This window comes from Streptomyces sp. NRRL S-37 (genome assembly GCF_000721605.1).
GTDB lineage: Bacteria > Actinomycetota > Actinomycetes > Streptomycetales > Streptomycetaceae > Streptomyces.
This window is the reverse complement of record NZ_JOIZ01000017.1, coordinates 112,531-139,361: the sequence shown is the minus strand read 5'-3', so window position 1 is coordinate 139,361 and position 26,831 is coordinate 112,531. Positions and strand designations below refer to the sequence as shown.

Annotated in this window: 22 protein-coding genes, 5 tRNA genes and 2 pseudogenes; 17 read left to right on the top strand and 12 right to left on the bottom strand. The window is 71.3% G+C overall.

Features of this window, described 5'->3' with window-relative positions; genetic code table 11:
* Positions 1-73: 73 nt before the first annotated feature.
* Entirely contained in the window at positions 74-1,369 is a 1,296-nt protein-coding gene (locus IH50_RS0124575; RefSeq protein ID WP_030866262.1) for a glycosyltransferase, read from the top strand.
* 164 nt (positions 1,370-1,533) lie between these two features.
* On the opposite strand, the gene IH50_RS37945 is transcribed toward IH50_RS0124575, so the two are convergent.
* Together IH50_RS37945 and hpnR are read right to left on the bottom strand one after the other, a co-directional pair.
* The gene (locus IH50_RS37945; protein WP_037872819.1) at positions 1,534-2,412 is read right to left on the bottom strand and encodes a DMT family transporter; all 879 of its coding nucleotides are present in this window, start codon (positions 2,410-2,412) and stop codon (positions 1,534-1,536) included.
* A 23-nt stretch (positions 2,413-2,435) separates the two neighbouring features.
* The gene (gene hpnR, locus IH50_RS0124565; protein WP_030866254.1) at positions 2,436-3,935 is read right to left on the bottom strand and encodes a hopanoid C-3 methylase HpnR; all 1,500 of its coding nucleotides are present in this window, start codon (positions 3,933-3,935) and stop codon (positions 2,436-2,438) included.
* Positions 3,936-4,219: 284 nt separating this feature from the next.
* Between hpnR and IH50_RS0124560 the strand changes: the two genes are divergently transcribed.
* From IH50_RS0124560 to IH50_RS0124550, 3 genes and pseudogenes are all read left to right on the top strand, one after another.
* The gene (locus tag IH50_RS0124560) at positions 4,220-5,074 is read left to right on the top strand and encodes an SDR family NAD(P)-dependent oxidoreductase (RefSeq protein WP_030866253.1); all 855 of its coding nucleotides are present in this window, start codon (positions 4,220-4,222) and stop codon (positions 5,072-5,074) included.
* 259 nt (positions 5,075-5,333) lie between these two features.
* Positions 5,334-6,676 (top strand): annotated as a pseudogene (locus IH50_RS37940) (acyl-CoA carboxylase subunit beta).
* Positions 6,677-6,711: 35 nt separating this feature from the next.
* Positions 6,712-6,900: an acyl-CoA carboxylase subunit epsilon gene (locus tag IH50_RS0124550; RefSeq protein ID WP_030866250.1), complete on the top strand. Its 189-nt coding sequence runs from the start codon at positions 6,712-6,714 to the stop codon at positions 6,898-6,900.
* 295 nt (positions 6,901-7,195) lie between these two features.
* On the opposite strand, the gene IH50_RS0124545 is transcribed toward IH50_RS0124550, so the two are convergent.
* From IH50_RS0124545 to IH50_RS0124510, 8 genes and pseudogenes are all read right to left on the bottom strand, one after another.
* Complete coding sequence (locus tag IH50_RS0124545) at positions 7,196-7,576, bottom strand: ATP/GTP-binding protein (protein ID WP_030866247.1); 381 nt, start codon at positions 7,574-7,576, stop codon at positions 7,196-7,198.
* A complete protein-coding gene (locus IH50_RS0124540) occupies positions 7,557-8,129 on the bottom strand; it encodes a DUF742 domain-containing protein (RefSeq protein ID WP_030866244.1) in 573 nt (190 codons plus the stop codon). The genes IH50_RS0124545 and IH50_RS0124540 overlap by 20 nt, the downstream gene beginning before the upstream one ends.
* Before the next feature lie 94 nt (positions 8,130-8,223).
* Positions 8,224-8,637: a roadblock/LC7 domain-containing protein gene (locus IH50_RS0124535; protein ID WP_004983065.1), complete on the bottom strand. Its 414-nt coding sequence runs from the start codon at positions 8,635-8,637 to the stop codon at positions 8,224-8,226.
* A gap of 10 nt (positions 8,638-8,647) precedes the next feature.
* Complete coding sequence (locus IH50_RS0124530) at positions 8,648-11,884, bottom strand: nitrate- and nitrite sensing domain-containing protein (RefSeq protein ID WP_030866241.1); 3,237 nt, start codon at positions 11,882-11,884, stop codon at positions 8,648-8,650.
* 440 nt (positions 11,885-12,324) lie between these two features.
* Positions 12,325-12,567 (bottom strand): annotated as a pseudogene (locus tag IH50_RS0124525) (ATP/GTP-binding protein); the annotation flags it as partial.
* On the bottom strand, positions 12,548-12,943 hold the full coding sequence (locus IH50_RS0124520) for a DUF742 domain-containing protein (RefSeq protein ID WP_004924977.1): 396 nt from the start codon (positions 12,941-12,943) through the stop codon (positions 12,548-12,550). The gene IH50_RS0124520 and the pseudogene IH50_RS0124525, both read right to left, overlap by 20 nt.
* A gap of 111 nt (positions 12,944-13,054) precedes the next feature.
* Positions 13,055-13,468, bottom strand: coding sequence for a roadblock/LC7 domain-containing protein (locus IH50_RS0124515; RefSeq protein WP_003993189.1), 414 nt, complete (start codon positions 13,466-13,468; stop codon positions 13,055-13,057).
* A gap of 9 nt (positions 13,469-13,477) precedes the next feature.
* Positions 13,478-17,428: a nitrate- and nitrite sensing domain-containing protein gene (locus IH50_RS0124510; RefSeq protein WP_030866236.1), complete on the bottom strand. Its 3,951-nt coding sequence runs from the start codon at positions 17,426-17,428 to the stop codon at positions 13,478-13,480.
* 604 nt (positions 17,429-18,032) lie between these two features.
* On the opposite strand from IH50_RS0124510, the gene IH50_RS0124505 reads away from it, so the two are divergent.
* From IH50_RS0124505 to IH50_RS0124465, 9 genes are all read left to right on the top strand, one after another.
* On the top strand, positions 18,033-18,221 hold the full coding sequence (locus tag IH50_RS0124505) for a hypothetical protein (protein ID WP_030866232.1): 189 nt from the start codon (positions 18,033-18,035) through the stop codon (positions 18,219-18,221).
* A 152-nt stretch (positions 18,222-18,373) separates the two neighbouring features.
* The gene (locus IH50_RS0124500) at positions 18,374-19,159 is read left to right on the top strand and encodes a fumarylacetoacetate hydrolase family protein (protein WP_030866229.1); all 786 of its coding nucleotides are present in this window, start codon (positions 18,374-18,376) and stop codon (positions 19,157-19,159) included.
* Positions 19,152-20,675 (top strand): glutamate--tRNA ligase, encoded by a 1,524-nt coding sequence (gene gltX, locus IH50_RS0124495; protein WP_078914085.1) that lies wholly within the window; start codon positions 19,152-19,154, stop codon positions 20,673-20,675. The genes IH50_RS0124500 and gltX overlap by 8 nt, the downstream gene beginning before the upstream one ends.
* A gap of 172 nt (positions 20,676-20,847) precedes the next feature.
* Positions 20,848-21,579, top strand: a complete 732-nt coding sequence (locus IH50_RS0124490) for an HAD family hydrolase (protein WP_030866225.1) — start codon at positions 20,848-20,850, stop codon at positions 21,577-21,579.
* A gap of 90 nt (positions 21,580-21,669) precedes the next feature.
* Positions 21,670-21,741: transfer RNA gene (locus IH50_RS0124485), tRNA-Gln, on the top strand.
* Between the two features lie 39 nt (positions 21,742-21,780).
* Positions 21,781-21,853, top strand: a tRNA-Glu gene (locus tag IH50_RS0124480).
* Positions 21,854-21,915: 62 nt separating this feature from the next.
* A tRNA-Glu gene (locus tag IH50_RS0124475) sits at positions 21,916-21,988 on the top strand.
* 21 nt (positions 21,989-22,009) lie between these two features.
* Positions 22,010-22,081: transfer RNA gene (locus IH50_RS0124470), tRNA-Gln, on the top strand.
* A 27-nt stretch (positions 22,082-22,108) separates the two neighbouring features.
* Positions 22,109-22,181: transfer RNA gene (locus IH50_RS0124465), tRNA-Glu, on the top strand.
* Between the two features lie 121 nt (positions 22,182-22,302).
* On the opposite strand, the gene ndgR is transcribed toward IH50_RS0124465, so the two are convergent.
* Positions 22,303-23,016, bottom strand: a complete 714-nt coding sequence (gene ndgR / locus IH50_RS0124460; RefSeq protein WP_030866220.1) for an IclR family transcriptional regulator NdgR — start codon at positions 23,014-23,016, stop codon at positions 22,303-22,305.
* Between the two features lie 195 nt (positions 23,017-23,211).
* On the opposite strand from ndgR, the gene leuC reads away from it, so the two are divergent.
* From leuC to IH50_RS0124440, 4 genes are all read left to right on the top strand, one after another.
* Positions 23,212-24,642, top strand: a complete 1,431-nt coding sequence (leuC, locus tag IH50_RS0124455) for a 3-isopropylmalate dehydratase large subunit (RefSeq protein ID WP_030866217.1) — start codon at positions 23,212-23,214, stop codon at positions 24,640-24,642.
* Between the two features lie 6 nt (positions 24,643-24,648).
* Positions 24,649-25,242, top strand: coding sequence for a 3-isopropylmalate dehydratase small subunit (leuD, locus tag IH50_RS0124450; protein WP_030866214.1), 594 nt, complete (start codon positions 24,649-24,651; stop codon positions 25,240-25,242).
* Positions 25,243-25,519: 277 nt separating this feature from the next.
* A complete protein-coding gene (locus IH50_RS0124445) occupies positions 25,520-25,750 on the top strand; it encodes a hypothetical protein (protein ID WP_030866211.1) in 231 nt (76 codons plus the stop codon).
* 136 nt (positions 25,751-25,886) lie between these two features.
* Positions 25,887-26,528 carry an HU family DNA-binding protein gene (locus tag IH50_RS0124440; RefSeq protein WP_030866209.1) on the top strand — a complete coding sequence of 214 codons (642 nt, stop codon included), beginning with the start codon at positions 25,887-25,889 and terminating at the stop codon, positions 26,526-26,528.
* A 99-nt stretch (positions 26,529-26,627) separates the two neighbouring features.
* On the opposite strand, the gene IH50_RS0124435 is transcribed toward IH50_RS0124440, so the two are convergent.
* Entirely contained in the window at positions 26,628-26,831 is a 204-nt protein-coding gene (locus tag IH50_RS0124435) for a hypothetical protein (RefSeq protein ID WP_030866206.1), read from the bottom strand.

Here is a 26,831-nt window from a genome sequence, read left to right as displayed (position 1 = left end):
TTCTCTTTAACTTTCAACATGTTTGGCGAAGGTGGCGGGATTGGGCCGCCGCGACGGGTGGTACCCACCGGTCGTGTCCTCGGTCGCGGTCCTGGTGGAACTGGTGCGGCGCGATACGTCGGGCGGCCAGGTGAAGTGCTGGGAGCACTTCGCGCGGAGCGCCGCCCGCCTCACGGAGCGCCTGCCCGACGGCTCCGGCGGCACACCCCTCGACCTGACCGTCTACTTCCTCGGCGAACGCGAACGGGTCGAGCGGCTCTCCCCGCACGTCCGGCTCGTCATGCTCCGGCCGGTGCTCAGCTCGGCGGCGACGCGCTCGGCCGACCGCGCGGAGGACGTCTGCGACCTCGCGCCGTACCACCCGCGGCTCGCCGCCCTGCTGCCCCGCCACGACGTCTGGCACCTCACCCACGGCTTCGCCTTCGCCGCCACCGCCGTACGGCTCCACCGCCGCGCGGCCCGGCGGCCCGCCCCACGGCCCCGGCTCATCGGCTCCGTGCACACCGACGTACCGCTGCTGGCCTCCGTCTACGCCCGCTACCTGGCCGGGCGGTGGCTGCCCGGGAGCCATCCGAGGGTGGAGGAGCTGCTCGCGGACCGGGCCGAGAACGCGCTGCGCCGGCGCCGGGACCGGCTGCTGGAGCCCTGCGAACGCGTCCTCGTCCCGACCCCGGAGGGCCGCGCGGAACTCGCCCGCGTCCTCGGGCCGCACCGGGTCGCCCTGTTGCGCCGGGGCGTCGACCACGAACTCTTCCGGCCCGACCCCACCGCGCGGGACTGGCTCGTCCGCGCGTACGGCGTCCCGGCAGACCGCCCGCTGGTGCTGTTCGCCGGCCGGCTGGACGCCAGCAAAGGCGTGCCGCTGCTGACCGAGAGCGTCCGGTTGCTGCGCGCCCGGGGCGACGTCCCGCACCTGGTCATGGCGGGTTCCGGCGCCGAGGAGGACGCCGTGCGCCGCGCGCTCGGCCCGGACGTCACCCTGCTCGGGCCGCTCCCGCAGGACCGGCTGGCACGGGTGTACGCCGGCTGCGACGTCTTCGCCTTCCCTTCCCGTACGGAGACCAGCGGCAACGTCGTCGCCGAGGCGATGGCGTGCGGCCTGGCGGTGGTCCTGCCCGAGGGCGCGCGCACCACCCGCTGGCTGGCCGCGCCGGGCCTCGACGGCATCGTCGTCCCGGCCGACTCCCCGGCGGCCTGGGCGGACGCCCTGCACCCGCTGGTCGGGCGGCCCGCCGCGCGGGAAGCGGTACGGCGCCGGGCCGTGGAGACGTCCAGGACCGCCCACCCCACCTGGGACCGCGTACTCGAGGAGGACCTCCTCCCGGTCTGGACCCGGCCGCCCCGCCGGCCCGGCTCCCGCACCACCTGAGCCGCCCGGCCCGAGGCACCCGGACACACGCCGTGGGCGATCGCGCAGTTCCCCGCGCCCCTCAGGGGCGCGGGGAACTGCGCGAAGGGGGTCTGGGGGCGGAGCCCTCAGGGACGGGAAGGGAAGGGGCGGCGGGGGCGAAAAACCCTGCCGCCGGGGCCCGGTCACCCGTCGGCGGCCCGGTGCCGGCCGTGCGACGCCGCGACGACCGGCGACGTGTCCAGGGCCGCGATGCCCGCGGCCACCAGGGCCAGACCCGTCAGCGTCACCGCCGAGACCGGCAGGCCCGTACGGATCGTCTCGTCGAAGAGGAACATGCCCATGGCCACCGCGACCACCGGCTCCGTCACGTCCAGGACCGTCATGGTCGCGGCCAGCGGGCCCTGCTGGAAAGCGCTCTGGATGAGCAGCAGGCCGCCCACACTGGCCGCGACGAGGGCGTAGGTCTGCCAGGCGGCCAGGGCCGCGGGCAGCCCGTGCCGGAGCCGGTCCACCGTCGCGGCCAGCAGGACGGACTGGGTGCCCATCACCGCCCCCGCGGCGAGCGCCGTCGCCGAGGCCCGCCACGGACCGGACAGCACCCGCGCGGCCGCGAGCGCACCGCACACCACGGCCGCGACCGCGCCGACGGCCGGCAGCCAGGACAGCGGGCCGGCCGCCCGGGGGTCACCGCCGTGCGGGCGGGCGGAGAGCAGCGCCAGCGCCAGCCCCGCCGCCACCGCGAGCGTGCCGGACCACTCCCGCCGGCCCAGCCGCAGCCGGTACAGCCGCGCCGACAGCGGGACCGCGAAGACCAGCTCGGCCACGATCAGCGGCTGCACCAGACTCAGCGGCCCGAACGCCAGCGCCAGCGACTGGAACCCGTACGCCACCACGGCCAGCCCGATCCCGCACAGCCACAACGGATCCCGCGCCAGCCGGCCCAGCAGCCGCGCGGTGAGCGCCTCCGCGTCCGGCCGCGCGGCCGCCGCCCACTGCTGCAGGACCCCCGCGACGGCGAAACACACACCGGCGGCGAGCGAGGCGAGGACGGCGACCGCCATGACGGAAGAGCCCCGGGAGCGGACTAGTCGGGTGTCCGGCCGGTCGGCGCGCCCCGCGTCGCCCCCCGCGTGTGGACGTAGAGCGTGCGCCGGTCGCCGACGTCGAGGCGCTGGGGGAGCGGCAGCTCGTGGCGCACCGGCCGCGCGTGGTCGGCGAGTTGCCGGCGCGGGTTGTAGACCTGGTTGAACTTCCACAGCATGCGGGCGAAGTTGGTCTGCCCGTGCAGCAGGTTGCGGCCGAGCACGCGCGCCGCGCCGAACGCCGTGCGCACCCCCAGGTGCTTGCGGTTGATGACCGCCTGGGTGCGCACCAGCTCCTCGTAGAAACGCTCCAGCGGCAGCGTCGTCGGCACCACCGCGTGCTGGATGTCGAAGAGGCGGTAGTCGCGGGTGGTGAGCCGGCGCGACTCGGTGTGCCAGATCTCCGTACCCGGATACGGCGTCATCACCGTGAAGTGCACGATCTCCGGCACGGCCAGCGCGAACTCCCGCACCACGCGGAAGCGTTCCTCGTCCCAGGCCGGATCCACGATCAGGTTGATCGCGACCTTGATGCCGAGCCGGCGGGCCGTCTCCAGGGCCTTCAGGTTCTCGTCCGGGCTGACCCGCTTGCGGTACAGGTCGAGCCCTTCGGCGTCGATCGCCTCCATGCCGAGGAACATGTAGCGCAGCCCCAGCCGCGCCCACCGCTCGAACACCTCGGGATGGCGCAGCAGGACGTCGGCGCGCGTCTCCAGGTAGTACTTCTTGCGGATGCCGCGCCGCTCCACCTCGGCGGCGATGGCGTTCCCGTGCTCGGGCCGGATGAACGCGACGTCGTCCACGATGAACACGTTCGGCTCGCGGATCCTCGCCAGGTCGTCCGCCGCCGCCTCGGGCGAGGCCTTGCGGTAGCTGCGGCCGTAGAACGTCCACGCCGAGCAGAACGAGCAGTCCCAGGGGCAGCCGCGGGTGAACTCGATGGACGCGCACGGGTCGAGCTCGCCGATGAAGTAGCGGCGCCGGCCGCGCATCAGGTCGCGGGCCGGGAGCGGTCCGTCGATGCCGTGCAGCATCAGCGGCGCCGGCCCTCGCCCGGCCGCCGTGACGACGCCCGGCACACCCTCCACCCCGCCGTCGCGCACCGCCTCGAGGAGCGGCGCGACCGCCGGTTCCCCCTCGCCGCGGACCACCGCGTCGACCGCGCCCTCCGCCTGTTCGATGACCTTCTCGGCGACGAACGAGACACTGTGCCCGCCGAAGAACACGAAACAGTCCGGCACCTCCCGCTTCACCCGCGCGGCCAGCGCGATCGCCTCGGGAATGTTCGCCAGGTAGTTGAGCGAGACGCCGAGCGCCTCCGGACGGAAGGACCGCACCTCGTCGCGCAGCCGGTTCACGCCCAGCACCTGGAGGTCGACGACCCGGACCTCGTGACCGGCCTCGCGGGCGGCGCCCGCCACCCGCTCCAGGCCCAGCGGTTCGAGCCGGAGGAAGATCTCGGAGTACATCAGGGCACTGGGGTGGACGAGCAGCAGACGCATGGGGACCTCGCCACGGGGTCGGACGGACCGGGTACGGAAGGGCGTCCCCTTCGTATCCCGGCACACGCGGCGGCGTCCCCGCCATACGCCCGCCTGGACGTACCCCGCGGCCCGCAGGAGTGGTCCTGCGGCGCGGCGCGCCGGCCCCCGTGAGCACGGACGCCGCCCTCCGGCAGAGGCGGAAGCGGGGCGGGCGGACGGGCTCCAGCGCTGGCAGGGTGCACCGGAGTGGGGGTGTCCTGGAAGCCGAGGATCCGCAGCGACAGCGCATGGGAGACCGACTCGTGACCACCACCGGTTCCGGTTCCACCTACGACCCCCCGGCGGACCCCGCACCCGGTGCCGTGGCCTCCGCCGCGGCGGCGGCACGCGGCCACGGGCCGCCGCCGCGCACCGGCCGGCGCGTCGCCCTCGTCACCGGCGCCTCCTCGGGCATCGGCGCGGCCACCGCGCGGCGCTTCGCCGCCGGGGGCTGGCAGCTGCTGCTCAGCGGCCGGGACCGGGGGCGCCTCGAGGAGACGGCGTCCGGCACCTCGGCGGTCCTGCTGCCCGCCGACCTCGCCGCGCCGGACGGGGCCAAGATGCTGGCACAGGCCGCGCTGCGGGAGACCGGACGCGTCGACGTGCTGGTCGCCGGGGCGGGCATCGGCTGGGCCGGGCCCTTCCTGACCATGCCGCACACCGACATCGACCGGGTGCTGTTCCTGGACCTCAACGCGACGCTGCACCTCGTACGGGAGGTGCTGCCCGCCATGGTGGCGGCCGGCGGCGGCCGGGTGGTGCTCGTCGGCTCGGTGGCCGGCTCGGTCGGCGTACGGGAGGAGGCGGTGTACTCCGCGGCCAAGGCCGGGCTCGCCGCGTTCGCCGAGGCGCTCCGCCAGGAACTGCGCGGTACGGGGGTGGGGGTGACGCTCGTCGTGCCCGGCCCCGTGGAGACGGGCTTCTTCGCCCGCCGCGGCACGCCGTACCGCCGCTCCCACCCGCGCCCCACCTCGGCCGGCCGGGTCGCGGCCGCCGTCTGGAACGCCGTCTCCCAGGGCCGCGACGACACCTACATCCCCGCCTGGCTCGCCCTCCCCTCCCGGGTGCGCGCCCTGACCCCCGGCCTCTACCGCAGGCTCCTCGACCGCTTCGGCTGAGACCCCGGCGGGGAGCGGACCACCGCCCCCGCTACGCTCCGGATGAGCGGACCGACCCGAACGGGTGCATGCGCCTCACATGAATGTGAGGTGGCTCTCAGGTGCCGTCTTTGTGCGACCCCCACAAGGGGGATGCCCTCTGAGCAGTCGGAACGGCTGCATACCGCCGGGGTTCTGTTCAGGGGTACCAGGAAAACACCCCGGAGACTGTGAGGAGTCGACGGCTCGCATTTCCAGGTCGGCTTCGTAAGGTCACTACATGACCGTTTTGGATGAGGCGCCGGGTGAGCCGACCGACGCGCGCGGACGCGTGGCCGAACTGCACGAGATCCGTGCGCAGGCACTGGCCGGCCCGAGCGAGAAGGCGACCGAGGCGCAGCACGCCAAGGGCAAGCTGACCGCGCGGGAGCGCATCGAACTGCTGCTGGACCCGGGGTCCTTCCGCGAGGTCGAGCAGTTGCGCCGGCACCGGGCCACCGGCTTCGGTCTGGAGGAGAAGAAGCCGTACACGGACGGTGTGATCACCGGCTGGGGCACGGTGGAGGGCCGCACGGTGTTCGTCTACGCCCACGACTTCCGGATCTTCGGCGGCGCGCTGGGCGAGGCCCACGCCACCAAGATCCACAAGATCATGGACATGGCCATCGCGGCCGGGGCACCGCTGGTCTCCCTCAACGACGGCGCCGGCGCCCGCATCCAGGAGGGCGTCTCCGCCCTCGCCGGGTACGGCGGCATCTTCCAGCGCAACACCAAGGCGTCCGGCGTCATCCCGCAGATCAGCGTGATGCTCGGCCCCTGCGCGGGCGGCGCGGCCTACAGCCCCGCCCTCACCGACTTCGTGTTCATGGTCCGCGACACCTCGCAGATGTTCATCACCGGACCGGACGTCGTCAAGGCGGTCACCGGCGAGGAGATCACCCAGAACGGCCTCGGCGGCGCGGACGTGCACGCCGAGACCAGCGGCGTCTGCCACTTCGCCTACGACGACGAGGAGACGTGCATCCACGAGGTGCGCTACCTCCTCTCCCTGCTCCCGCAGAACAACCGGGAGAACCCGCCGCGCGTGGAGTGCGCCGACGCCGCGGACCGCCGCGGCGACGTCCTGCTCGACCTGGTCCCCGCCGACGGCAACCGGCCGTACGACATGGCCAAGGTCATCGAGGAGATCGTCGACGACGGCGAGTACCTGGAGGTCCACGAGCGCTGGGCGCGCAACATCATCTGCGCCCTGGCCCGGCTGGACGGCCAGGTCGTCGGCATCGTCGCCAACCAGCCGCAGTCGCTGGCCGGCGTGCCATCGGCGCCGACCTCACCTACGCCTGGCCGACGAACGAGATCGCCGTGATGGGCGCGGAGGGCGCGGCCAACGTCATCTTCCGGCGTCAGATCGCCGAGGCCGAGGACCCCGAGGCCATGCGGGCGCGCATGGTCAAGGAGTACAAGTCCGAGCTGATGCACCCGTACTACGCCGCCGAGCGCGGACTGGTCGACGACGTCATCGACCCGGCCGAGACCCGCGAGGTGCTGATCCGTTCGCTGGCGATGCTGCAGACCAAGCACGCCGATCTGCCGTCCCGCAAGCACGGCAACCCGCCGCAGTGACCCGGCGGACATCTCTCCCAGGGAGACCGATAGCCATGAGCACACCTGACATCCGTGTCGAGAAGGGCGACGCCGGGCCGGAGGAGGTCGCCGCGATCACGGCGATCCTGCTGGCCAGGGCCGCCGCCCGGCCGGCGGCTCCGGCCCACCACGGCCGTGCGCGGGCCGGCTGGCGCCGCCTGGAACGCGAAGGCGGCTTCCGAGCCCCCCACAGCTGGCGCTGACCCCAAGAAGGGCCCCTCCACAAAAGGAGGGGCCCTTCTTCACACCCCGGCAGGGGCACCGCCCCAGGGGCGCGGGGCTGTGACGATATGCGGCTCCGCTGCGCGGGCGCGACCAGCCACGAACTGCCCGCACCTGGCATGCGCGAGCGGCCACCCTCCAGGGGCGCGGGGAACTGCGCGACAAACCACAGACTGCCCGCACCCGGCATGCAACAGCCCCCGGCAACCCAGTGGCCGCAGGGGGCGTTGCGCCGCTCGGCGCCGGCGAGGCGCCGCCCGCAGGCGGCGGCATCCGTCAGCGCAGGCGCGCCATCAGCGCGTGCTCCACGAGAGTGATCAGCGCCGACTTCGCGTCGGCGCGATGCCGCGCGTCGGTGGTGATGATCGGAGTGTCGGGCCCGATCTGCAGCGCCTCGCGCACCTCGTCCGGCTGGTACGGCTGCAGGGTGATACGGCCGAAGTCCATGGCCACCGTGGTGGTGGTCTTGTCCCCGGTGTGGGTGAGGTCGTCGATGCCCGCCGAGGCGGACGTCATGACGGCTTCCGTGCGCAGCGGGTTGATCTCCGAAACGGCCCCGACGAACGTGGTCTTGCCCACGCCGAAGCCACCCGCCACCACGATCTTCGCCGAGGTGGTGGAGCGGGAAGGACCGCCGCTAGAGCTTGCGAAGTCCACTGAGCACCCTTTCGAGCAGTGTCACGTCTGGCTGGCCGCCGGCGTTCTCGTCGCCGCCGGGCTGATGGATGGCGACCAGTCCCGCCTCCGCCAAGTCGGCGACGAGGATCCTGGCCACACCGAGAGGGATCGTCAGCAGGGCCGAGATCTCGGCCACCGACTTGATCTCCCGGCAGAGGGTGCAGATCCGCTGATGCTCGGGCAGCTGGCCCTGCATCTGGTGCGGCTGCGCGGTGGTGTGCACCAGCGCCTCGATGGCGAGCTGGTACCGCGGCCTGGTGCGGCCGCCCGTCATCGCGTACGGGCGCACCAGGGGATTGTTCGACGCCCCGGCGGGCGTCGGCTCGGGTGCCCGGCGTTGCGGCTGCACCGGCTGGATGCGCGGGGCGTGCGGCTGGTCGTACGGCGAAGGGCCGGGGCCCTGCGGCGCGTACGGCTGACCGTGGTGGGGCGCGGAGGGGTATCCGTACCGGTTCTGGGAACCGTCGTGCTGGCCCTGGGCGGGGCCGTACGACCAGTTGCCCGCGGATGAACCGTCTGGGGGTGTTGCCACTTTCTCCTCCTCCGACTGTGCCTGGCACCCATCGCTGTGGAGCCGCGTCCCGAAACCTTACGGCCCCGGAACGCCAAAACGCACCGTCTGTCCTCTAGTTGAGAAGGCTCCCTTGGAGCTCTGCTCGAAGATCCGGGGTCAGGACCGTACCGGCCCGGTCGACCAGAAGGGCCATCTCGTACCCAATGAGGCCGATGTCCGCCTCGGGATGTGCGAGAACCGCGAGCGACGAGCCATCAGAAATGGACATGATGAACAGGAATCCCCGCTCCATCTCCACAACCGTCTGGTTCACGCTGCCGCCCTCGAAGATCCGGGAGGCGCCTGCCGTCAGAGACGTCAGGCCGGAGGCGACGGCAGCGAGCTGGTCGGCGCGGTCGCGCGGAAAGCCTTCGGACATCGCCAGAAGGAGTCCGTCGGCGGAGACCACCACCGTGTGGGACACCCCCGGGGTGTTGTCCACGAAGTTGGTGATCAACCAGTTCAGGTTCTGTGCCGCCTGGCTCATCGGGCTCACACTAACGCTCCTGGTTGTAGGTGCTGTCAGAACCGAAGCCCTGACCGTTCGTTTCACTGCCCGCGCTGCGGCCCTTTTGGACACCGCGACGCAGGTTGCTCAGCCTGCCCCGGACGTCTTCCGGGGCGCGGGAGACCTGGGGGCCTCCCTGGGGGGTGGCCTCGGCGGCTCCCTGGACCAGATTGGCCTTGGGGACGCGCCGCGGCAGACCGGAAGAGGTCACTCCGCCGGCCTTGGGCTTCCGGAGCGACGATGCCTGCTGCCAGTGCTCGTCGTTCGCCGAACGCCAGCCGCTGTCGCCGTTGCCCTCCGGAGTGGAAGCCGGCGGCTCCTGGTCCATACGCCGCGCGCCGCTCGAGCCGTTCGCGCCGCCCGCGGTGGATCCGCGGCGGGGAAGCCCGGCGTCGGTCAGCGGGTGGACGTCGGAGACAGCCGGTCCCGGACGGTCGAAGCCTACGCTGTCCTGCTCACGTGCGTCAGCGGCCTGCGTATTTTCCGATTCCGGGGCCTGAGCAGGGTACTGGTCCGGGTAGCCGTTGTGGTAACCGCCCTGCTGCGGCCAATCGTCCTGGGCCGGCTCCGCGTAGGAGGCGTCCGGGTAGCCGCCGTTGGACGGGAAGGCGTCGTTGGACGGGAAGGCGTCGTTCCGCGCCGCCCCGCCGTCCGGCGCGTAGAACCCCTCGCCGTACGTCTGCTGCTGCTGCGGTTCCTCGTACGCCGTGTGCTGCCCGTTGTCGTACGCCTGCTGGTCGTACCCGGCGGTCTGCTGCTCCTGGTAGCCGGCGTCGAAGCCCTGGCCGTCGCCCTGGTAGCCCTGGCCGTCGTCGTAGCCCTGCTGGGCGGCGAACCCGTCCGGGTAGGCGGGCGCCTCGGGGGTCTCCTGGGCGTTCGCGGCGGCCGGCTCGGGCTGCGCCTGGGACTCCAGGGCCGCCCGGCGCTCCTCGCGCATCAGGGAACGGCCGACCGGGTCCAGGTCGCGGATGTCGTCCGGGACCTCGTAGCGGCTGTCGTCGAAGCCCAGCTCCGCGGCGGTGCGCAGCGGCTGGCGGCCGAAGTCCTCACCCTGGAAGTTCTGCTCCGGGATGATCTGCGAGACCGTGAACTCGTCGCGGTCCGGCTGCTGCTCGCCGCCGCCACCGTGGGTGATCGCGTCCGGCAGCATGACCAGCGAGGTGGTGCCGGCCTGCTCGCCCGAGGGGCGCAGCTGGACCCGGATGCCGTGCCGGTCGGACAGCCGGCCGACCACGAACAGGCCCATGCGCTGCGAGATCGCGGCGTCCACGGTCGGCGGGTTGGCCAGCTTGTGGTTGATGTCGGCGAAGTCCTCGGCGGTCAGGCCGATGCCCTTGTCGTGGATCTCGACCATCACGCGGCCGTCGGGCAGACGGGTCGCGGTGACGCGGACCTTGGTCTGCGGGGAGGAGAACGTGGTGGCGTTCTCCAGGAGCTCGGCGAGCAGGTGCACGAGGTCGGTCACCGCGCGGCCGTGGATCTCGGCCTCGGGGACACCGGACAGCTCGATGCGCTCGTACTGTTCCACCTCGGAGGAGGCGGCGCGCAGCACGTCGACCAGCGGCACCGGCTGGTCCCAGCGGCGGCCGGGCTCCTCGCCGGCGAGGACCAGGAGGTTCTCGCCGTTGCGGCGCATACGGGTCGCGAGGTGGTCCAGGCGGAAGAGGCTCTCCAGCTGGTCCGGATCGGCCTCGTTGTTCTCCAGGTCGGTGATCAGGCTCAGCTGGCCCTCGATCAGCGACTGGTTGCGGCGCGACAGGTTGGTGAAGATCGCGTTGATGTTGCCCCGCAGCAGGGCCTGCTCGGCGGCGAGCCGGACGGCCTCGCGGTGGACCTGGTCGAAGGCGCGGGCGACCTCGCCGATCTCGTCGGTGGTGGAGATCGGGATCGGCGCGACCTTGGTGTCGACCCGGCCGGGGTCGGTACGGGAGAGCTGGTCGACCAGCATCGGCAGGCGCTGCTCGGCGATGCCGAAGGCGGCGTTGCGCAGCTGGCGCATGGAGCGGCTCATCTGGCGGGCCACCATGCCGGCCAGGATGAACGCGGCGAGCAGGGCGATGACGACGGCGGCACCGGTGATGAGGGCGTCGCGCTGGGCGTCGTCGGCGATCTGCGCGGCCTCGCTCACCGCGCTGTCGGTGAGGTCGGCCTCGATCTCGCGGTAACCGTCGAACTTGAGGGTGTTCACGGCCCACCAGTTGGCGGGGGTGATGCCCTGGGCGGCGAGTTCGGCACGGGCGGACGCCTCCGTGGAGGGGAGCCGGCCCAGCTCGGAGATCATCGTCTCCGTCTTCGCGGGCGGCGCCACGTAGTCCGGGTCCCGCTGCTTGGCGTCCCGGGCCATCGCCGTGCCCTCGGCCTCGATCCGCTGCGCCGTCTGCTCCAGCTTCTCCGCGTCGGCCTCGGTGCCACCGCCCCGGTACTCCTCGACGGCGATGCGCTCGAGGTAGGCGTACGAGGAGAGGGCCACGCGCTGGCTGGCGAGCTGGCTGTCGGTCGGACCGGGCTTCACCAGCAGGTGCATGCCGATGGAACGCTCCAGCGACAGGGCCGACTTGGTCAGCGAGATCGCGTAGACCGTGCGTCCGTAGCTGGTGATGTTGCCGGTGCCCAGACCGAGGTCGTTGGCGAACTCCATCAGGGGGTGGGCGACGGCGACGTAGCCCTCCTCGGTCGCGACACCCTTGAGCTTGGAGGTGTACGCGGCGGCGCGCAGCGTGGCCAGCTGGGGCTCGACCTTGCGGAACAGGTCCATCCGGCGCTTCAGGCCGGGCTTGTCCGGCATGCTCTGCGCGGCCTCGTCGAAGGCGTCGGCGGCCTTGTCGGTCGCGGCGCGGGCCTTGGTGACGTCCGGGTCGCTCGTGCCCTTGCCCTGCAGCAGCGGAACCGCGGTGACGTCCCGCTCGTTGTAGAGGGCGTCGGCGTAGGCGAGGGAGGCCTGCACCAGACGCGCGGTGTTCTCCGCGTCCTCGGCCTCGTTCCAGGTGTCGATCGAGCCCTTCACCTGGAAGCCGCCCATGACCAGGCCGACCAGCACGGGTATGAGCAGGATCGCGTTCAGCCTGGTCGTCACGCGCCAGTTGCGCGGGGAAAGGCGGCCTCCGCTCTTGGCGGGTGCGGCCGTCGGTTCGGGACCGGGCACGGGGGCGGGCGCCGCTGTGCGCGGCGGCGGCGTGAAGTTGCCCCGGGCCGACGACGGCTCGGGACTGTTCTTGCTTCGCCTCACTCGACCAACAACCTCTCGGCGGTCGGCACCATCGTTGTGCCGCTGTGTCTCAGAGCCCGGTGTGCCATCGACTGTGGAGTACGTCTTTGACTATTGGGCAGTTCAGGCATTCCAGCATGCCGACCAGAGCTCTTCCAAACATGGGAGGGCGGGGAATCCGAGTGATGTAAGTCCTAGATAAAACGGTCATACAGAGCGAGCACCGGCAAAAGGCGGTTCGTTCGTGCGCACAGCGGTACCGCGCGACCGCGTCGCGTGTCGGTCTCCTCCGATTCCTCTGCCGAAACGTTATGAACACCGGGGCCGGCGGTGTCAAAGGACACAGCCGGCTCCGGGACGTCTACGACAACTGCTGTATGTCGCCTCTTTTTCCGGCTTTACCTGAGACGCGCCATGAGAGCGTGCTCGACCAATGTGATCAACGCACTCTTCGCATCCGCCAGGGTGATACGGCCGAAGTCCATGGCCACCGTGGTGGTGGTCTTGTCCCCGGTGTGGGTGAGGTCGTCGATGCCCGCCGAGGCGGACGTCATGACGGCCTCCGTGCGCAGCGGGTTGATCTCCGAAACGGCCCCGACGAACGTGGTCTTGCCCACGCCGAAGCCGCCCGCCACCACGATCTTCGCGGACGTGGTGGCACGGTTCTCGGAGACCGTCCCGCCGTTAGAGCTTGCGAAGTCCACTGAGCACCCTTTCGAGCAGTGTCACATCGGGGGCGCCGGTCGTCTCGTCGCCGCCCGGCTGGTGCACGGCGACGAGTCCCGCCTCCGCCAAGTCGGCCACCAGGATCCGGGCAACACCCAGTGGCATGTTGAGCAGCGCCGAGACCTCGGCGACCGACTTCACCTCACGGCACAGATGGCAGATGCGCTGGTGCTCCGGAAGGAGTCCCATGAGCGCTGCCGGATCGGCCGTCGTACTGATCAGTGCCTCGATGGCCAGCTGATAACGCGGCCTGGTCCGGCCGCCGGTCATCGCATACGGACGCACCAGCGGCTGGTCGCCCTCGTCCTCGTACGGTTCCGCGTACGGATCATGAGAGGCGGTGGGCGGGGTCATGGGTCCTCCGGGCGGGACAGCAAGTCGGTCGGTCAAGCCGTCTGACGGGGCCGGTGGGGGGATTGTGGCGGCCGGACGGTGATTTGGTGAGACGGGTGGTGCCGGGGCCGATCAGTGGAGCAGACTTCCTTGTAGTTCGGCGCGGAGGTCCGGGGTGAGGACCGCTCCCGCGCGGTCGACCAGGAGCGCCATCTCGTAGCCGACGAGGCCGATGTCGCACTCGGGGTGCGCGAGAACGGCCAGGGACGAGCCGTCGGAGACGGACATGAGGAAGAGAAATCCTCTCTCCATCTCGACGACCGTCTGGGCCACGCTGCCGCCTTCGAAGATCCGGGAGGCGCCGGCCGTCAGGGAGGTCAGTCCCGAGGCGACGGCCGCGAGCTGGTCCGCGCGGTCGCGCGGGAACCCCTCGGACATGGCCAGCAGAAGACCGTCGGCGGACACGACGACGGTGTGGGACACCCCGGGGGTGTTGTCCACGAAGTTGGTGATCAACCAGTTGAGGTTCTGTGCCGCCTGGCTCATCGGGCTCAACTAACGCTCCTGCTGGTGAGTGGGGTTCGGGAAGCTGCCGGTCTGGGTGGTGCCGGCCTGACGACCCTGTGCGATACCCCGACGGAGATTGGTCAGCCGGCCGCGCACGTCATCGGGGGCGCGCGAGACCTGAGGACCGCTCTGGTGCTGTTGCTGCTGAGCCGTGCCCGGGACGAGGTTCGCCTTGGGCACCCGGCGCGGCAGGCCGGAGGTGGTGACGCCGCCCGCGGCCGGCTGCCGGACGCGTTCGGCCTGCCGGACCAGCTCGTCGTTGGGCGAGCTGCGCCAGGCGGTGGCAGCGGACCGCTGCGGGCCGGTGGGGCCCTGCGGCTGCTGCGGCTGCTGCGGCTGCTGGGGCTGGTGCTGCTGCTGGGGTGCCGGAGCCGAGGCGTTGCCCTGCTCCTGCCCGCCACCGTGGAACCAGTTGGTCTCCAGCGTGTCGTACAGCGGCGTACGGCCGTCGCCCGGACCGGACGCGGGCGGCAGCGCCCACGCGTCGGACACCGCGCGCCCGTCGGGCCGCTGCGCGGCACCGCCGGGGCCCTGCTGCGGGGCCGGCGGACGCGGGGCGGCCGGGCCGGCTCCGTGCGTGCCGTTCGGCTGCGGACGCTCGTACTGGCCGGTGACGGCCGGGTCCGCGGCGTTCGGACGCTCCGGGAGGGAGTGACGGCCCGTGGCACCGTTGTCCTGGCCCGGCATCTGGAACTGGCCGGTGGAGCCGTTGTCGTAGCCCTGCGGGGCGGGGAACCGGCCCGTCGCGGCCGGGTTCTGCCCGCCCGGACCACCCTGCGGGGCGCCGAAGATGTCACCGCGGAGGAACGGATCCGTGTTCTGGGAACCGTTCGCGCCGGGCCGGGCGTACGAGCCGGTGTCCTGGGCGCCGTTCGCGCCGGGCTGGGCGTACTGGCCCGTGTCCTGGGCACCGTTCGCGCCGGGTTGGGCGTACTGGCCGGTGTCCTGGGCACCGTTCGCGCCGGGCTGGGCGTACTGGCCGGTGTCCTGGGCACCGTTCGCACCCGGCTGGGCGTACTGGCCCGTGTCCTGGGCACCGTTCGCGCCGGGCCGGGCGTACTGGCCCGTGTTCTGCGGGGCGCCGTAGGCGGGCGCACCGGGGTTCTGACGGTCGTCGAACCGGGGCATCTCCGCCGTGGCACCGGGGCCCTGCCGGTCGTCGAACCGGGGCATGGCCGAGGTCCGGGCGGTGTCCGGCTCCTCGTGACCGCGCGGGGCGTCCAGCGAGGCGCGCGGCACCGGCGGCTGGGCGTTCTCGTCGCTCCAGCTCGGCATGCGCGGCTGCTGCTGGTCACCGCCGGGCAGCTCCGGGCGCGCACCGCCGCGCGGCGGAAGCTGCGGACGGCGGGAGCGCTCGGGCTTTCCGCCGCCGCGCTGCGGCGGCACCTGGCCGCGGCCGCCACCGAAGGCGTCCTGGTCCTGCTGTCCGTTCGGACCCGCGGCCTGCATGCCCTGCTGCGGGGCACCGGGCGCCTGGCCGCCGAAGCCGGCCGGAGCCGGACGGCCCTGCGGAGCCGCACCGGGAGCACCCCGGTCGAACAGCGACGGCGTGGAGTTGGCCGGCTGGCCCTGCGGCCCCCGCGCTCCGTCGGGCCGGCCCACGCCGTCCCGTCCGGGCAGCGCGGCCCGCGGACCCTGACCGGCACCGAGCCGGCCGCCACCGGGCGCGCCGGCGCCGAGGGCACCGCCCGCGGACTGGCCGGCCCCGGCGGCACGCCGTGCGGCCGCGGCGCCCGCGGCGGCCTGCGCGGCGGCGGGACCACCGCCGCCCGCACCCGGCTGACCCGGCTTGCCCTGCGGCTTCTTGCCGCCCTGGGCGACGTCCACGGGCAGCATGACCAGCGCGGTCGTACCACCGGAGTCGGACGGGCGGAGCTGGATGCGGATGCCGTGACGCTGCGACAGCCGGCCGACCACGAACAGACCCATGCGGCGGGAGACGGAGACGTCCACGGTGGGCGGCGCGGCGAGCCGCTCGTTGATCGCCGCCAGGTCCTCCGGCGACAGACCGATACCGGTGTCGTGGATCTCGATCAGCACCCGGCCGTCGGGCAGCGCGTGACCGGTGACCTTGACCTTGGTCTGCGGCGAGGAGAACGATGTCGCGTTCTCCAGCAGCTCGGCGAGCAGGTGCACGAGGTCGTTGACCACGCGGCCGGCCACTTCGGTGCTCGGCACCGAGGCCAGCTCGATGCGCTCGTACTGCTCCACCTCGGACGCGGCGGCACGGAGCACGTCGACCAGCGGGACCGGACGGGTCCACCGGCGGCCGGGCTCCTCACCCGCGAGGACGAGGAGGTTCTCACCGTTACGGCGCATACGCGTGGCGAGGTGGTCGAGCTTGAACAGCGAGGAGAGCTGGTCCGGGTCGGCCTCGCGGGACTCCAGTTCGGAGATGAGCGAGAGCTGACGCTGGATGAGGCCCTGGGAGCGGCGCGAGAGGTTGGTGAACATCGCGTTGACGTTGCCCCGCAGCAGGGCCTGCTCGGCGGCGAGGCGGACCGCCTCGCGGTGCACGTCGTCGAAGGCCGCGGCCACCTTGCCGATCTCGTCCCGGGAGTGCACGCCGACCGACTCCACGGACGTGTCGACGTCCTGCGGGTCGGACTCGGAGAGCTGCTTGACCAGCTCGGGCAGGCGTTCCTGGGCGACCTTGGTGGCGGTGTCCTCCAGCCGGCGCAGCGAGCGGATCATGGAGCGGGCCACGACGAAGGCGCCGACCAGCGACACGCCGAGCACGAGCAGGATCAGCACACCGGAGATGATCGCGTCGCGCTCGGTGGCGCTGCGCAGCTCACGGGCCTGCTGTTCCATGTCCTCGAGCAGATAGAGCTCGATGTTCTTCATCTGCTGGAGCTTGATGGAGCTGTCGTCCAGCCAGTCGCGGTAGGACCGCGCGCCCACCGAGGTCAGGCCGAACTCCGAGGCCAGGGCACGCCCGGCGTACTCGTCGGTGGCCTTGATCGTGCTGTTGCCCTCCTCGATCGGCAGCAGCAGCTCGGTGGCGGCGACATCGCCGTAGATGCTCTTGAAGCTGCGGATCTCGGACTTCTGGCTCGCCAGCGCGGACTCGGCGTAGAGCCGGTCGTTGTCGGAGAGCTTGCCCTTGGTGGTGTTGCTGGTGGGCAGCGCCGCGGCGAGGACCGCGCGCTGGATCGACGCGTACTCCTTGGCGGAGGAGAAGGACGCCAGGGCACGGGTGCGCTGGATCATCTCGGGGTTGCTGGTGGCCTCCGCCATGTCCTGCGAGAGCTCGACCAGCTTCTCGATCAGGCGGTGGTAGCCCTCGACGGTCTGGGTGGAGTTCTCCTCCGACTGGAACGCCGTGTTGCGGATCTTCTCCAGCTCGCCCAGTTCACCGGCGAGCTGCACCAGGTTGTCGCGGACGCCCTTGAGGTTGCCGTCCTTGCTGGCGTCGTCGATCTCCTCGGAGCTGTCGATGAAGAGGTTGCGCGCCCGGTCGGTCTTCTCGCGGTAGCCCTTGACCGAGAAGTCCGTGGCCTTGCCGCCGTGCGCCAGCGGGCCGGCCGACTGGTCGCGCTCCTCCTGGAGCGCGTGGGCCAGTTCGGTGGCCTGCTTGGTCATGTCCGTCAGCAGCTTCATGTTGTCGAGCTGCTGGATGTCGTCCAGCGACTGGTTGATACGCAGCGCGCCCAGCGAGGTGGCCGCGACCACCGGGAGGGCGAGCAGCGACACCAGACGGGTCGAGATCCGCCAGTTCCGCAGGGCTATTCGCGGCCCCGGGCCGGCCGGACCCTTCGGGGCGGCCGGCGCCGGACCCGACGCGGCGGCGCCGGTGCCCTCACCGCCCTTCCCGGCCGCGTCCGGGCCCTGGTTCTGGGCGTGCTGGGGCGAGGAGCCGACGGCCTTGGGACCGGTCCCGCCCTGCGGCTCCGGCTCTGCCGAAGCGCTGCCATCCCTCTTGAAACGTCCCTGCACTAGCGTCGCAACCTCTGAACCAGGCACCCCTCCGCGTGAACGGCGAGGCACGGTGTCGGCGTCATGGGGGCGCCCTGAATACGCCCCGTGGTGGTCGTGAGTGACCGGCGCTGGTTCCCCCTTCTCGCCCGCCACTCGGCGCGTCTGTGCGCCCCCTGTGCGCCGGCTCGATCCTGCGGCGGTTCCGTGGAATTCCAGCACAGTGCAGGATCTCCAACAAGGCCCACGGGCTTACCCGTGAGATACGTGACACCGCGTGAGTGATGAGTCACCGCGGGTAGAAAGGGATCCCCTCCATAAGGGACGTATGTCCGCGAGTCGGCGGGCCCGTCCGGGTGTCCCAGTCGCCATGATCAGGAGCGGAATGGTGGCTTCAGGTGGTGAATGTCCGATTCCGTCTCCTCGGGGATCGAGTCGGAATGGGTGATTTGTCCAGCAATCCGTGAGCAAACTCACACCCTGATCGGGGGCTCGGCCGAAGTCGGCGGGGAATCCCATGTTTAGCCTGACGCTTTACAGGGATGGCAAAACCGACAAGCCGCGCCCTCACCGGGGTCACATACCCCCTCCGGGCGCCCGTGAACAGGACAGGGTCAAGTAAACAGTGAAGACGACGATGATGTTCCACAAGATCGCCAACCCGCGGCGCACCACGCTGGCCCACCTCGACGGCGCCGATGAACTGCGGACACCGGTCCAGCAGGAGCACACCGTCGACCTCCCGGCCCAGACTGCCAACCCCAAGCGCACCATCCTCATGGAGATCCCGGCCGCGGCCGCCGCCGCGGAGTGACACCGGTCCATACGCGCACCGGCCGCGAAATACTCAAGGGGCGTCCCCACGGCGACGGGGACGCCCCTCGTCATTGCGCGGGGCGCGGACCCCTGCCGCGTTAGCCTGGGGCGTCAGACGTCAGCCGATTCGGTCAAGGGGACAAGCATCCCGTGCGCATCGCCAGATTCTCCATCGACGGGAACGTCGCCTTCGGCGCGGTCGAGGGCGAGAAGCAGGACGAACTCGTCCTGGACATCATCAAGGGCATCCCGTTCGCGGACTTCGAGCTCTCCGGCACCAAGGTCCCGGTGAGCAAGGTCAGGCTGCTGCCCCCGGTGCTCCCCAACAAGGTGGTGGCCTTCGGCCGCAACTACGCCGAACACGCCAGGGAACTCGGCAACGAGGTGCCCGACGCCCCGTTCGCCTTCTTCAAGCCCTCCACCTCCGTCATCGGCCCCGGCGACGAGATCCAGTACCCCTCCTTCTCCCAGGACGTGCACCACGAGGCCGAGCTGGCCGTGGTCATCGGCCGGATGTGCCGCGAGGTCCCGCGCGAGCGCGTCAAGGACGTGATCTTCGGCTACACCTGCGCCAACGACATCACCGCGCGCGACGTCCAGAAACGCGAGAAGCAGTGGGCCCGGGCCAAGGGCTTCGACACCTCCTGCCCGCTCGGCCCCTGGGTGGAGACGGACATCGACATCGCCGCCGCCGGCGACCTGACCATCCAGCTCACGGTCAACGGCGCCCAGCGCCAGCTCGGCCGCACCAGCGAGATGATCCACTCCATCGAGGACCTGATCGTCAACATCTCCGAGGCCATGACGCTGCTCCCGGGCGACGTCGTCCTCACGGGCACCCCGGCCGGGGTCGGCCCCCTCAACGTCGGCGACGAGGTCGCCGTCACCATCGAAGGCATCGGCACTCTCACCAACAAGGTTGTCAAGCGTGGCTAGCGCATCCGGCACTCCCTCCCCCAAGTCCTCGACTCCGCTCGGACAGGGGGTACCCCCACGCGTCCGTTTCTGCCCGTCGCCCACCGGTAACCCCCATGTGGGCCTGGTCCGCACCGCCCTGTTCAACTGGGCGTTCGCCAAGCACCACGGCGGCACCCTGGTCTTCCGCATCGAGGACACCGACGCGGCCCGCGACTCCGAGGAGTCGTACAACCAGCTGCTCGACTCGATGCGCTGGCTCGGCTTCGACTGGGACGAGGGCCCCGAGGTCGGCGGCCCGCACGCGCCGTACCGCCAGTCGCAGCGCATGGACCTCTACAAGGACGTCGCGGCGAAGCTCCTCGACGCCGGCCACGCCTACCGCTGCTACTGCTCCCAGGAGGAGCTGGACAGCCGCCGCGAGGCCGCCCGCGCCGCCGGAAAGCCCTCCGGCTACGACGGCCACTGCCGTGAGCTCACCGACGCCCAGGTCGAGGAGTACAAGGCCCAGGGCCGCGAGCCGATCGTCCGCTTCCGGATGCCCGACGAGACGATCACCTTCACCGACCTGGTCCGCGGCGAACTGACCTTCACCCCGGAGAACGTCCCCGACTACGGCATCGTCCGCGCCAACGGCGCCCCGCTGTACACGCTGGTCAACCCGGTCGACGACGCCCTGATGGAGATCACCCACGTCCTGCGCGGCGAGGACCTGCTCTCCTCCACCCCCCGCCAGATCGCCCTCTACAAGGCACTCACCGAGCTGGGCATCGCCAAGCGGACCCCCGCCTTCGGCCACCTGCCGTACGTGATGGGCGAGGGCAACAAGAAGCTCTCCAAGCGCGACCCGCAGTCCTCCCTCAACCTCTACCGCGAGCGCGGCTTCCTCCCCGAGGGCCTCCTCAACTACCTCTCCCTGCTCGGCTGGTCGCTCTCCGCCGACCGGGACGTCTTCTCCATCGACGAGATGGTCGCCGCCTTCGACGTCGCCGACGTGCAGCCGAACCCGGCCCGCTTCGACCTGAAGAAGTGCGAGGCGATCAACGGCGACCACATCCGCATGCTGGATGTGAAGGACTTCACCGAGCGCTGCGCCCCCTGGCTCAAGGCCCCCTTCGCGCCCTGGGCCCCGGAGGCCTTCGACGAGGCCAAGTGGGCGGCCATCGCCCCGCACGCGCAGACCCGCCTCAAGGTCCTCTCCGAGATCACGGACAACGTCGACTTCCTGTTCCTGCCGGAGCCGGTCTTCGACGAGGCGTCCTGGAACAAGGCCATGAAGGAGGGCTCCGACGCCCTGCTCCGCACGGCCAGGGAGAAGCTGGAGTCCGCCGACTGGACGTCCCCGGACTCCCTCAAGGAGGCCGTCCTGGCCGCCGGCGAGGCCCACGGCCTCAAGCTCGGCAAGGCCCAGGCCCCGGTCCGCGTCGCCGTCACCGGCCGCACGGTCGGCCTGCCGCTCTTCGAGTCCCTGGAGGTCCTGGGCAAGGAGCAGACGCTGGCGCGGATCGACGCGGCCCTGGCGAGGCTCGCCGCGTAACCCGCAGGCCGTGAAGGGGCGGCGCCCGGAACCATCCGGGCGCCGCCCCTTCCCGTTCCCGGACGCCGCCCCGGCCCCATGGCGTCCCGCGCGGTCGCCAGGGACGTGAACGCCGCGCCCGTCGGGGGATGACCCCCGGGGCCCCGGCCGGTCCGGCTGTACCGTCGGTGGCATGCCGATCAAAGCCGTCGTCTGGGACGTCGACGACACCCTCTTCGACTACACCACCGCCGACCGCGAGGGCGCGCGTGCCCATCTGCTGGCCGAAGGGCTGCTGGACGGGTACGCCTCCGTGGAGGAGGCGCTGGAGCGGTGGCGGGAGGTGACGCGGGAGCAGTGGGCGCGGTTCGCCGCGCGGGAGGTGGACTACGAGACACAGCGGCGCGACCGCACCCGGGTCTTCCTCGGGCGGGAGATGACCGACGCCGAGGCCGACGACTGGGACCGGCGGTACGTCACGCACTACGAGTCCGCCTGGAGCCTCTTCCCGGACGTGCTGCCCGTCCTCGACGCCCTCGCCGCCAGCCACCGGCACGCCGTGCTCTCCAACTCCAGCCTCCACGTCCAGGACCGCAAGCTGCGCGTCCTCGGCGTCCACGACCGCTTCGAGGCCATCCTGTGCGCCGCCGAGCTGGGCGTCTCCAAGCCCGAGGCCGGCGCGTTCCTCGCCGCCTGCGACGCGCTGGCGCTGCCCCCGGATCAGGTGGCGTACGTCGGTGACCACCCGGAGATCGACGGCCGGGGCGCCGCGGAGGCCGGGCTGCTGTCGGTGTGGATCGACCGCGGGAAGGAGTGGGTGGCCGTCGAACCGCCGGTGGGACCGCGCCGTATCGCCTCCCTCGCGGAACTCCCGGCGGTACTCGCCGCCGATACCCGTTTTGGAGCCCCGTCCACCTTCGGGTAATGTTCTTCCTGCGCCGAGGGGAGCGGGCCGGAAGGCCGGAGCCCCTAGCGCGAAACTAGAACAAGAACCCCTCAGGGGCTTGCGTTCCAGTGGCCTATGGTGTAATTGGCAGCACGACTGATTCTGGTTCAGTTAGTCTTGGTTCGAGTCCAGGTAGGCCAGCTCGCAGAGCTCATCTGCACCGCGGATCTCATCCGCAAAGCCCCCGTTGTGTAGCGGCCTAGCACGCTGCCCTCTCAAGGCAGTAGCGCCGGTTCGAATCCGGTCGGGGGTACAGATCCTTCCCGCGAGGACGGTCAGGGTAGCTCCCGCCGTATTCGACGCAGGATCGCTAGGGCCCCCGTTGTGTAGCGGCCTAGCACGCCGCCCTCTCAAGGCGGTAGCGCCGGTTCGAATCCGGTCGGGGGTACTGACTGGTCTAAACCATCATTGGTCTATGGTGTAATTGGCAGCACGACTGATTCTGGTTCAGTTAGTCTTGGTTCGAGTCCAGGTAGACCAGCAGGATCCGCGGCAACGCGTGATCCACGCCCCCGTTGTGTAGCGGCCTAGCACGCCGCCCTCTCAAGGCGGTAGCGCCGGTTCGAATCCGGTCGGGGGTACACAAGCGAAAGCCCTCCACCTCGGTGGGGGGCTTTCGGCGTTCCAGGATGTGCGCCCGGGAACCGGAGAACGGACCCGCCGCGGCGTTGAGGCGGGCCCGTACCCACGGGACGAGGGGGGTCAGGAGCGGCGCAGCGCCTCGGAGAGGCGGCCGGCGGCGTCGATGACGGCCTGGGCGTGCATCCGGCCCGGGTGACGGGACAGGCGCTCGATGGGGCCGGAGACCGAGACGGCGGCCACCACCCGGTTCGACGGCCCGCGCACCGGCGCGGAGACCGACGCCACGCCCGGCTCGCGCTCACCGATCGACTGGGCCCAGCCCCGGCGTCGCACGCCCGAGAGGGCCGTCGCCGTGAACCGGGCACCCTGCAGGCCCCGGTGCAACCGCTCCGGCTCCTCCCAGGCCATCAGGATCTGCGCCGAGGAACCGGCCTTCATCGTGAGCGTGGAACCCACCGGCACCGTGTCCCTGAGGCCCGACAGGCGCTCCGCCGCGGCGACGCAGATGCGCATGTCCCCCTGGCGGCGGTAGAGCTGGGCGCTCTCGCCGGTCACGTCGCGCAGGTGCGTGAGCACCGGGCCCGCCGTGGCGAGCAGCCGGTCCTCGCCCGCCGCCGCGGCCAGTTCGGCCAGGCGCGGGCCGAGGATGAAACGGCCCTGCATGTCGCGCGCCACCATGCGGTGGTGCTCCAGCGCCACAGCCAGGCGGTGGGCCGTGGGTCGTGCCAGTCCGGTGGCCCCGACCAGTCCCGCGAGGGTGGCCGGACCGGACTCCAGAGCGCTCAGGACGAGGGCCGCCTTGTCCAGAACGCCGACGCCGCTACTGTTGTCCATGCAACGATACTTGCGTCTCACTCTGTGAAACGCAAGTTCAATTTTCCGTGGAACCCGCCACTCTGGAGGCACGGAAGCAACGAGGCCCGTGGACCACCGGGCCTGGCGGCGGACGCCCGGAAGCAGGGGGTGCGGGCGCCGTCTCCTCACAGATCTAGTTGGACCGGCGCACCACGGCCGGCCGGAGGGACAGCGATGGGTAGGACACTCGCGGAGAAGGTCTGGGACGACCATGTCGTCCGGCGCGCCGAGGGCGAGCCCGACCTCCTCTTCATCGATCTGCACCTGCTGCACGAGGTGACCAGCCCGCAGGCCTTCGACGGCCTGCGCAAGAACGGCCGCCCGGTGCGCCGTCTCGACCTCACCATCGCCACCGAGGACCACAACACCCCCACCCTGGACATCGACAAGCCGATCGCCGACCCGGTCTCCCGGGTCCAGCTCGAGACGCTGCGCAAGAACTGCGCCGAGTTCGGCGTCCGGCTGCACCCGCTGGGCGACGTCGAGCAGGGCGTCGTGCACGTCGTCGGCCCGCAGCTCGGCCTGACCCAGCCCGGCATGACCGTCGTCTGCGGCGACTCGCACACCTCCACGCACGGCGCCTTCGGCGGCCTCGCGTTCGGCATCGGCACCTCCCAGGTCGAGCACGTGCTGGCCACCCAGACGCTGCCGATGGCCCGCCCGAAGACCATGGCGATCACCGTCAACGGCGAACTGCCCGAGGGCGTCACGGCCAAGGACCTGATCCTGGCGATCATCGCGAGGATCGGTACCGGCGGCGGCCAGGGCTACGTCCTGGAGTACCGCGGCGAGGCCATCGAGAAGCTCTCGATGGAGGCCCGGATGACCATCTGCAACATGTCGATCGAGGCCGGCGCCCGCGCGGGCATGATCGCCCCCGACGAGACCACGTTCGCCTACCTGGAGGGCCGTCCGCACGCCCCGAAGGGCGAGGACTGGGACGCGGCCGTCGCCTACTGGAAGACGCTGAGGTCCGACGACGACGCCGAGTTCGACGCCGAGGTGGTCATCGAGGCCGCCGAACTGTCGCCGTTCGTCACCTGGGGCACCAACCCCGGCCAGGGCGCCCCGCTTTCGGCCTCCGTCCCCGACCCGGCTTCGTACGAAGACGCCTCGGAGCGGCTCGCCGCTGAAAAGGCCCTGGAATACATGGGGTTGGAGGCCGGCCAGACGCTGCGCTCCATCAACGTGGACACCGTCTTCGTAGGTTCCTGCACCAACGGCCGCATCGAGGACCTGCGCGCCGCCGCGGACGTCATCAAGGGCCGCAAAGTCGCCGACGGCGTGCGGATGCTGGTCGTCCCGGGCTCCGCGCGGGTGGGCCTGCAGGCCGTCTCCGAGGGCCTGGACGTGGTCTTCAAGGAGGCCGGCGCCGAATGGCGGCACGCGGGCTGTTCCATGTGCCTGGGCATGAACCCCGACCAGCTCGCCCCCGGTGAGCGCTCCGCCTCCACCTCCAACCGCAACTTCGAGGGCCGGCAGGGCAAGGGCGGCCGCACCCACCTGGTGTCCCCGCAGGTCGCCGCCGCCACCGCGGTCCTCGGCCACCTGGCCTCCCCGGCCGACCTCGCCGCCGCCGACGCCCGTACGCCCGCTGGAGTCTGATCAGTCATGGAAGCATTCACCACCCACACCGGCCGGGCCGTCCCGCTGCGCCGCAGCAACGTCGACACCGACCAGATCATCCCCGCCCACTGGCTCAAGAAGGTGACCCGGGACGGGTTCGAGGACGGGCTGTTCGAGGCCTGGCGCAAGGACGCGTCCTTCATCCTCAACCAGCCCGAGCGCGAGGGCGCGACCGTGCTGGTCGCCGGCCCCGACTTCGGCACCGGCTCCTCCCGTGAGCACGCCGTCTGGGCGCTGCAGAACTACGGCTTCAAGGCCGTGATCTCCTCCCGCTTCGCCGACATCTTCCGCGGCAACTCGCTGAAGAACGGTCTGCTGACGGTGGTCCTCGACCAGAAGATCGTCGACGCGCTGTGGGAGCTCACCGAAGCCGACCCCACCGCCGAGATCACCGTCGACCTCCAGGCCCGCGAGGTGCGCGCCGGGGACATCACCGCCTCCTTCGAGCTCGACGAGAACTCCCGCTGGCGGCTGCTGAACGGGCTCGACGACATCTCCATCACGCTGCGGAACGAGGCGGACATCGCCGCGTACGAGGCGAAGCGCCCGTCGTTCAAGCCGAGGACGCTCACGGCCTGACCCGCGCCACGGCCGAAGTCCTCGCCAGAGGGCGACTTTCGGCCACCGGACCACCCCTCCCGTACCCCCGATCGCCCCGATCGGGGGTACGGGCATGTCTGCACCCGTTCGGCCCCGCGTGCCACCTCGACATCCCTCAACTTGCCACGTTAGGAAGCTGGTTGCCGGGGTACACGTGTCACGTGCCGGTGATCTTCGCGTGTGTCCGGACGGCCGTCCGAGGCGGCAGTTGCCCCCTGCGCAGGCGACAACTCGCCCCAGATGGCACAATCTGTGCATGGAACACGACGGCCAACTCCAGCTCCATGCGGCGGTCGCGGTCCGGCTCAAGGAAGCGCACGCGAAGGTGCGCGCACTGCAAGTCCCGGAGGGCGTACGGATGGCGCTGACCCGGAAGCTGCTGGTCATTACGGCCGCGGCCAAACATGATCTCGCCGGTGCGGCAAGGCGTCTGGAGCGGTTCACCGAGGACCTCGATGAGGGTCGATTCCCCGAAGAGGAACGCTGAACCAGTCGAGACAACCGAGTTCGTTGCGGCACAAGGGTGATTAGCCCGTTTCGTGTTTGATTTGCGGTATATATCTGCCTAACGTGCGAAAAAGCTTGAACACATTCGTTCTGGCGATGTCTCCGAAGGGGAAGACGTGAACAAGGCGCAGCTCGTAGAAGCGATTGCCGACAAGGTGGGCGGCCGCCAGCAGGCCGCCGAGGCTGTCGACCACGTACTGGACGCCATCGTCCGCGCGGTCGTCGCCGGGGAGCGGGTCTCGGTCACCGGCTTCGGTTCGTTCGAGAAGGTCGACCGTCCGGCCCGCTACGCCCGTAACCCCCAGACGGGCGAGCGGGTTCGGGTCAAGAAGACCTCCGTTCCGCGCTTCCGCGCGGGCCAGGGCTTCAAGGACCTGGTGAGCGGCTCGAAGAAGCTGCCGCGCGGGGGTGAGGTCTCGGTCAAGAAGGCACCCAAGGGCAGCCTGACCGGCGGCGCTTCGGCCACGGTCAAGAAGGCCGCCGCGAAGAAGACGACGGCGAAGAAGGCCGCCACCGCGAAGAAGACGGCGGCCAAGAAGGCTCCGGCGAAGAAGGCCGCCACCAAGACGGCGGCGGCCACGAAGACCACGGCCAAGAAGGCGCCCGCCAAGACCGCGGCGACGGCGAAGACCACCGCCGCGAAGAAGACGGCCGCGAAGAAGGCCCCGGCGAAGAAGGCGACGGCCACGAAGGCGCCCGCCAAGAAATCCACCGCGCGCAAGACCACCGCCAAGAAGACCACCGCCCGCAAGAAGTAGCGGGCAGGGTCCCGTCCCCTCGGACAAGCGGCACTCACGCGCCGGGCCGGACTCCCTCGGGAGCCCGGCCCGCGGTGTGTGCGGGAGCGACCCGGATGGTCAGAACGTCTGGAGCGTCACCAGCGTGATCCGCCGGTCCCCGCCCTCGCCCTCGGTCTCGATGCGCACCCGCTGCCCGGGACGCAGCAGCAGCAGACCCCCCGCGTCGAACGCCGGGGCGTCGAAGGGCACCGGCGTGCCGTCGTCCAGGAGCACCTGGCCGCTGCGGCTGTCGGGGTCGTAGGTGTACGCGGTGGCCTGCAT